Genomic DNA, 7038 nt, shown 5'->3' on the forward strand with positions numbered 1-7038 from the left:
AGTTCCTGCAGCTCTTTCTGTTCGGGGCTGAGGTTATCCTTTTCTTTGAAGGAACCAGAGGACTTACTTTGATTAATCCACTTATCAAGCGAAGATGGTGTTAACTCATATTCTCGAATGATGTCTTTACGAGGCTTTCCATTCTGATATAGCTGCACGATCTGTTGCTTAAATTCTTCGGTAAACGTTCGACGTACTTTTTTTGTCATGTAGATTCTCCTCATAACTGATTAGTATAGTTAATTCTACTTGACCTTAAAATTTCTGTCTAACTAAGTGTAGCCGATCCATACACTTTGATTATAACATTCAAACATACTAGAAATATTAAGCAAATATGGAGTATTTTCAAACTTATCTAACCGTTATTTTTCAATTTCGAGGAAAGTCGAGAGTATAAAATATTATGTGTAAATGAAAAATTCCATGTAAAAAGGAAGACCCTTTTTTGGTAGAATTAAGTCACCACAACCAATCCCAGAAAAGAGGTCTTCCCTATGTATCAGTTTACAACAGAAATTGTCGATGAACTAATAAAAAAAAAGATATTACCGAGGTTTTCCGTTCCCATTTGGAAATGGCGATAATTGTGTGTGCACCCGGTGCAGAATATCCGTTATAATCAAACAAAACATACATGAAAGAGGCAATGCTTATGGTTTCATCAAAGGATGTCGCAAAATACGCAGGTGTTTCACAAACAACTGTTTCTCGCGTATTAAATACACCCGAATTAGTAAAAGCAGCAACAGTAGAGAAGGTTACAAAAGCAATTGAAGCACTCAATTATATCCCTAACGAAAATGCTCGGTTACTTGTGCAAAATCGAACGAATACAATTGCACTCTTATCCGGCCCCTTACATAACCCTTTTTTTGTCGATACTACAATGGCAATCGTTAACTATGCCAATAGCCAGGGCTATAAAGTAGATGTGCAATTTGTCAATGATGAAAAAATTACACAAGCTTATGCTCGTTTTTTAGAACGTAAAGTAGATGGATTAATTTTGTCCTGCATTTTCATGGACGACCCCTTTTTCCATCAGCTCGAAAATTTAAATATACCGTTTACTACGTATAACCGTAAACATAATCAACAACGTTTTTTTGTTGAAATTGATAATGAACAAGCTGGCTATTTAGCAGCGAAACATTTGTTGGAATTGGGTCATAAAAAAATTGCCTGGATTGGTGGATCACAAGAAGTAAGCACCTACGCGAATCGCTTTTTAGGGGTTCAACGCGCATTCAAAGAAGCAAATATTCCATTGAAATCAGCATATGTTTATCATACAGATACGCTAAAACAAACAATTGAACAGACTGTAATGACAATTTTAGCATTGCCTGACCCGCCAACTGCATTAATTGGTGGGGCGGACTCCATCGCGCTTATGCTTATGGATATTTGCTTAGAAAAAAAAATCGCAATCCCTGAAGATATCAGTATTATTGGTATTGATAATGTAGAATTAGCAAAGCATCATAGTATTCAATTAACAACTGTTGGCGACTGCGATGAAAGTAATTTAGGACTTATCGCCATTCAGAAATTGATAGAAAATATCGAAAATAAAAAAAAATCTTGCATTGAGATCACAAAATCTGTTAGTCTTTTTTTAAGAGATACAACAGCCGCTTTTAGTTAGTGGCTGTCTTGTTCAAATTTTTTTATATCAAAATGGTTACGTATTCATGTTTGAATTTTCAGTTTTCAGGAGGGTTAATACTATGAAAAAATCGCTTTATATTAACGGGGAATGGATTGAAACAGCTACCTACAGTCCACTTTATGCACCTTATTCTAAAGAACAAATTGCCGAAATCCCTATAGCTTCTGATGAGATTATCCATGAAGCAATTGCACATGTCCAGCAAGCTAACGTAAAAATGGAAGCGTTAACTTCTTTAGAACGTGCTGAAATTTTGTTTCAAATTGCACAATTATTTAAAGAGCACCGTGAGCAAGCCGCAGAAATTATATCTTTAGAAAGCGCGAAGCCTTTAAAATTTGCCCTAGCTGAAATTGACCGAACAATCGAAACATATCAATTTGCAGGTGAAGAAGCTAAACGATTAGTAGGCGAAATTATTCCAATGGATGCGGCAAAAACAGGGAAAAACCGCTTTGGTTATACGATTGAACAACCGTTAGGCACCATTGCGGCTATTACACCGTTTAATTTCCCGCAAAATTTAGTCGCACATAAAATAGGCCCGGCTATCGCCACAGGGAATACCGTTATTTTGAAGCCAGCTTCACAAACCCCGTTATCTGCGTTCTTTTTAGCACAGTTAATTGACCAAACTGCCTTACCAAAAGGCGCGTTCCAAGTCATTACAGGGGGCGGAAAACAAATCGGAGACCTATTAGTCAAACATGAAAAAATCAAAATGATTACTTTCACAGGAAGCCCTGCTGTTGGTATAGGTATACGAGACAAAGCAGGTATGAAACATGTAGCTCTGGAATTAGGTTCGAATGCTGGACTCATAATTGATGAACAAGTGGATTTAGATTATGTCGCAACAAAATGTGTCACAGGTGCTTTTTCAAACCAAGGACAGGTTTGTATTTCACTTCAACGCATTTATGTGAAAGATACGATATACGAACAATTTACGGAGCTGTTTATCGAAAAAACAAAAGCGCTTGTATTAGGTGACCCACTTTCTGCTCAAACCGATGTTTCGGCCATGATTCACGCCAATGAACAACAACGAGCGAGCGCTTGGGTTGCCGAAGCAGTTGATCACGGTGCGCAGTTATTATTAGGTGGCAAGGAAATAGATGGCGTATTCCCTCCGACGATATTAGCAAATGTCGATCGTCATTCTAAAATTAGCTGCGAGGAAGTATTCGCACCAATTGTAATCATTAATAAAATCACTTCTATTGCAGATGGCATCGAATCCATCAACGATTCAAAATTTGGGTTACAAGCAGGAATTTTCACCAAGGATATCCAAACGGCATTTACAGCTGCGAAAAAGTTAGATGTCGGGGGCGTCATGATTAACGATATTCCAACCTACCGTGTCGATCAAATGCCTTACGGTGGCGTTAAACTGAGTGGTACAGGAAAAGAAGGTTTAAAGTATGCAATCAAAGAAATGACAGAAACAAAATTAATCGTTTGGAATAATGAAGGAGGCATTTAGGATGGCAGAAAAAATTACATTCACGCCTTTTAGTTATACAGGCTGGGGAGCTTTAAAACATCTCGTTGAAGAAGTAAGGAAATTTAATGTACAACGTATTTTGTTAGTAACTGATCCATTTTTAGAAGGGATCGGCATCGTGAAGCGTGTTACAGAACCACTTGAACAAGCTGGGTTTACAGTAGATATCTACAAAGATGTAGTGCCAGAGCCACCGCTTTCCGTTGGTGAAAAATTAGTTGCCTACGCAAGACAATCACAATCTGAACTAGTTATCGGCCTAGGTGGCGGAAGTGCGCTAGATTTAGCCAAATTAGCGGGCATCATTACTGTTCATGAAGGAAATGTAGAAGATTATTTAAATTTAACCGGCTCGAAAAAAATTACAAAAAAAGGGTTACCGACCATTTTAATTCCGACGACTTCTGGAACAGGCTCAGAAGTAACGAACATCTCTGTTCTTTCTTTAGAAACAACTAAAGATGTCGTCACACATGATTATTTAGTTGCTGATGTAGCGATTGTTGATCCGGAGCTTACGATTTCCGTACCAGCAAAAGTAACTGCAGCAACAGGCGTAGATGCCTTAACACATGCCGTGGAAGCATATGTTTCTAAAAATGCCAGTGTTGTTTCCGATGCACTTGCTCTACAAGCTATTCGTCTAATTAGCCAGTCTATACGTACAGCTGTACAAGACGGCACGAATGTTCAAGCACGTACAGACATGAGCTATGGAAGTTACTTAGCCGGCATAGCTTTCTTCAATGCCGGAGTAGCTGGTGTACATGCACTTGCATACCCGTTAGGCGGACAATTCCATATTGCACATGGCGATTCAAATGCCGTTTTACTCCCCTATGTAATGGGTTATATTCGCTCCAGCTGTGAAAAGCGCATGAAAGATATCTACAATGCGATGGGCTTTAGTAGCAATCAGCTTTCTCAGCAACAAGCTTCTTATAAATGTGTCGATGAATTAAAAAGATTAGTAGAAGATGTTGGCATTCCTTCAACATTACAAGGCTTTAATATTACAGCAGATGCCTTAGAAAGTTTAACAACAGATGCAGTTAAACAAACTCGAATTTTAGCCAGAAGCCCAATGCCATTATTGCAGCAAGATATTTTCACAATTTACGAAGCGGCATTGAATGGGGTTGTTGTCGAAAAGTCTTAATGTTTGTATAGTTCATTAATAAAACCAAAAATTAGGGGGCCATACTATGTGTAAAAATAAAAAAGTTTACGTTTTAGACACAGGCACGATGAAAATGGATAAAAACTATATGATCGCTATGCATAATCCAGCAAGCATCGATGCGCCAAATCAACCAAATGAATTTGTTGAATTCCCAGTATATGCGGTATTAATCGATCATCCAGAAGGAAAAATCTTATTCGATACTGGTTGTAACCCTGACGCTATGGGGGAAGAAGGTCGCTGGCCACAAGGTGTTCAGCAATTATTCCCAGCCTTCCAAAGTGAAGAATGCTATTTAATTAATCGTTTAGAGCAACTAAAAGTACGTCCTGAGGATATTAAATACGTTGTGGCTTCTCATTTACACTTAGACCACGCAGGCTGCTTAGAATTATTCACAAATGCTGAAATTATCGTACATGATTCAGAACTAGCAAATGTAATGAAAACTTTCGCAATGACTCGCAATATGGGCGCATATATTTGGGGCGATGTGATGGCATGGATTAAAAAAGAGCTAAAATGGCGTACGATTAAGCCGTTTGAAAAAGAAGTGAAGCTAGCAGAAGGTGTGAAAATTATTAATTTTGGCCCTGGTCATGCCTATGGGATGCTCGGCCTTCACATCGAACTGCCAGGGACAGGCAATATTTTATTAGCATCTGATGCCCTTTATACGAAGGAAAGCTACGGGCCACCTGTGAAGCCACCTGGAATTTTATATGATTCTGTTGGCTATAACCATACAGTTGAACGTATTCGCTCATTCGTAAATGAAAATAACTCTGAAATCTGGTTTGGACATGACTCCGATCAATTTAAAAGACTTATTAAATCAACTGAAGGTTATTACGAATAAATAACGTAAGCCTAAAATATAAAAAGAGTGCCCCTTTACGGTACCCTTGACGAATAGCCAGTTAGCTGAAATTTTTTCGGTTAACTGGCTATTTTGCACATGTTCAAAATGTTGTATATGTTTCAACGTCGCTGGAATAAATTTCGCTTCTTCACGTACCATCGTCGAACTGAATTCTACCATTTCACCGAGACAACAGTCACAAGCTAAATTAGCTGGATGATTAGAGCCGTATATATGGCTTTCGTTAATTGACGACCTTATTCCGTCAACGCTTCAATTCGTAAAATCCTGTTTCATAATTCCTTCAGCTCCTTCATAATCTTTTGGATAATGCGCTCATCTACCCCATTGAAGAAGGAAATTTCAGCCACAGCGGTTTTAATTACACAACTTGGCTCTGTAGTATATTGGAAAGCGTGATTCGAAGTGGTTAAAGCTGGAAGAGGGTCGATTTTGACGGGAACAATGGTTAATTTGTTTGTTGCCATAAGAATGGCACCTCCTTTGAATGATACGTTGATCGTACCGGAGGAGCCAGGTCATTTATATGCGTTATTTGATTACGGGCTTACAAACCATTTTTTGTGTATATTTATAAATTGTAGTGAATTGTGTGTGCACCCGGTGCAGGAAATCTTGAGTTTTCTGATTTGAGTAATCAGGGAGGAAGTCCATTTCCAGAGCAATTCGATTTAACGTTACTAACTACAGTAAAAGGCATACAGGAACCTTTCAAAATTGATATTCCTGTGAAAAAAATCGAAGACTATATGACTTTACAACCTAATGTCAGTCGAGAATACGAGAATATTCGCTTTACTGTGGAAAAAATCAAACTCACACCAATCACGACAAATATAACTACACAAATGGTTTTGACTGACAACTCGAAATTCACGTTATCACCATTAGCAATGAGTGTAGGCGTAGATATGTTTGATGATCAAGGCAATAAACTTAATTTAATTAATGGGAATGGTTGGAATGCTACAGATGGAAGCGTTCAGACTATGGATTTACGGTACCACCCGTTTGAAGCCGTTCCAAAAACGATAACTCTCAAGCCATATGTACGACTTTATGAGGAAAATCAAATGGGGGTATATCAATTGGATGAAAATAATGAACCAAAGATTCAATATATTCCTGAGTTAGAGGTTACATTACCTATTAATTAATAAAAGTAAAATAGTAGATGAGTTGAAGAAATCCTTATCTCATCTACTATTTTAAATTATCTATTTACTACAAAAGTATAAACTCCAAGGACAGATCCATTAGATTTAAATGCTTGAACTTGAGCTGTTCCGTACCCTATCATAACAGCTTTATTACCAGAAAGTTTAACAACATTACTCCCATATAAAATCATCCAATTAGCACTATCCATAAGATATGAACTACCAATTCCTAATGGAAGTGTCACATCCATTGGTCTTATTGCACCAAGGAGCCAAAAATATATGAGAGCGAATAAAAACAATAAGCCCAGTAAATCAGAAGACAATGAATGGGTATTAGCTGCACTAGTTGTAATGGTTATTGCCAGTATATTGTTTAATATCTAAGGAGGATTCAATGTATAGACCTACTGTGAGGTATAGTGATATCTATAAAACATATGTTGATGAAATTTTCCATGCTACAAGGATGTATGATAGTAAAGAATATTCTATCAAGGAGATCGTCTCGGCAACAGGAATATCTCAAGGTTCCTTATATAGGGAAGTTAACAGAAGAAAACTTGAAGAAATAAAAAAATAGGGGTGCGTTTTATTATTTCTTCAAACTTACTTTGCGGTCTACAG

8 protein-coding genes and 1 pseudogene are annotated in these 7038 nt (G+C 37.6%); 6 read left to right on the forward strand and 3 right to left on the reverse strand.

Annotation, left to right across the window (positions count from 1 at the left end):
* A partial coding sequence (locus tag AS180_RS20645; protein WP_062687443.1) for a transposase occupies positions 1-209 on the reverse strand: 209 nt, incomplete at its 3' end.
* Positions 210-655: 446 nt separating this feature from the next.
* Between AS180_RS20645 and AS180_RS20650 the strand changes: the two genes are divergently transcribed.
* The 4 genes from AS180_RS20650 (at position 656) to ahlS (ending at position 5227) form a co-directional block, all read left to right on the forward strand.
* Positions 656-1651 carry a LacI family DNA-binding transcriptional regulator gene (locus tag AS180_RS20650; protein ID WP_062687435.1) on the forward strand — a complete coding sequence of 332 codons (996 nt, stop codon included), beginning with the start codon at positions 656-658 and terminating at the stop codon, positions 1649-1651.
* Positions 1652-1733: 82 nt separating this feature from the next.
* Positions 1734-3164 carry an aldehyde dehydrogenase family protein gene (locus AS180_RS20655; protein ID WP_062687436.1) on the forward strand — a complete coding sequence of 477 codons (1431 nt, stop codon included), beginning with the start codon at positions 1734-1736 and terminating at the stop codon, positions 3162-3164.
* A 1-nt stretch (position 3165) separates the two neighbouring features.
* A complete protein-coding gene (locus AS180_RS20660) occupies positions 3166-4344 on the forward strand; it encodes an iron-containing alcohol dehydrogenase (protein WP_062687437.1) in 1179 nt (392 codons plus the stop codon).
* A 46-nt stretch (positions 4345-4390) separates the two neighbouring features.
* The gene (ahlS, locus tag AS180_RS20665; RefSeq protein WP_062687438.1) at positions 4391-5227 is read left to right on the forward strand and encodes an AhlS family quorum-quenching N-acyl homoserine lactonase; all 837 of its coding nucleotides are present in this window, start codon (positions 4391-4393) and stop codon (positions 5225-5227) included.
* A 296-nt stretch (positions 5228-5523) separates the two neighbouring features.
* On the opposite strand, the gene AS180_RS20670 is transcribed toward ahlS, so the two are convergent.
* Complete coding sequence (locus tag AS180_RS20670) at positions 5524-5718, reverse strand: hypothetical protein (protein ID WP_062687439.1); 195 nt, start codon at positions 5716-5718, stop codon at positions 5524-5526.
* 123 nt (positions 5719-5841) lie between these two features.
* On the opposite strand from AS180_RS20670, the gene AS180_RS20675 reads away from it, so the two are divergent.
* Positions 5842-6408, forward strand: a complete 567-nt coding sequence (locus AS180_RS20675; RefSeq protein WP_062687440.1) for a DUF5643 domain-containing protein — start codon at positions 5842-5844, stop codon at positions 6406-6408.
* Positions 6409-6464: 56 nt separating this feature from the next.
* On the opposite strand, the gene AS180_RS20680 is transcribed toward AS180_RS20675, so the two are convergent.
* Positions 6465-6662 (reverse strand): BLB8/JUQZ-1 family protein, encoded by a 198-nt coding sequence (locus AS180_RS20680; RefSeq protein WP_062687441.1) that lies wholly within the window; start codon positions 6660-6662, stop codon positions 6465-6467.
* 209 nt (positions 6663-6871) lie between these two features.
* Here AS180_RS20680 and AS180_RS20685 point away from each other — a divergent pair.
* Positions 6872-6994 (forward strand): annotated as a pseudogene (locus AS180_RS20685) (recombinase family protein); the annotation flags it as partial.
* Positions 6995-7038 lie beyond the last annotated feature (44 nt).

Origin of the sequence: Priestia veravalensis (assembly GCF_001457055.1) — a bacterium.
GTDB classification, from domain to species: domain Bacteria; phylum Bacillota; class Bacilli; order Bacillales; family Bacillaceae_H; genus Priestia; species Priestia flexa.

Excerpts from the sequence above, each read along its gene's own strand:
- AS180_RS20650 (WP_062687435.1), top strand. The coding sequence starts at position 656 with ATGGTTTCATCAAAGGATGTCGCAAAATACGCAGGTGTTTCACAAACA.
- AS180_RS20655 (WP_062687436.1), top strand. The coding sequence starts at position 1,734 with ATGAAAAAATCGCTTTATATTAACGGGGAATGGATTGAAACAGCTACC.
- AS180_RS20660 (WP_062687437.1), top strand. The coding sequence starts at position 3,166 with ATGGCAGAAAAAATTACATTCACGCCTTTTAGTTATACAGGCTGGGGA.
- ahlS (WP_062687438.1), top strand. The coding sequence starts at position 4,391 with ATGTGTAAAAATAAAAAAGTTTACGTTTTAGACACAGGCACGATGAAA.
- AS180_RS20670 (WP_062687439.1), bottom strand. The coding sequence starts at position 5,718 with ATGGCAACAAACAAATTAACCATTGTTCCCGTCAAAATCGACCCTCTT.
- AS180_RS20680 (WP_062687441.1), bottom strand. The coding sequence starts at position 6,662 with ATGGATGTGACACTTCCATTAGGAATTGGTAGTTCATATCTTATGGAT.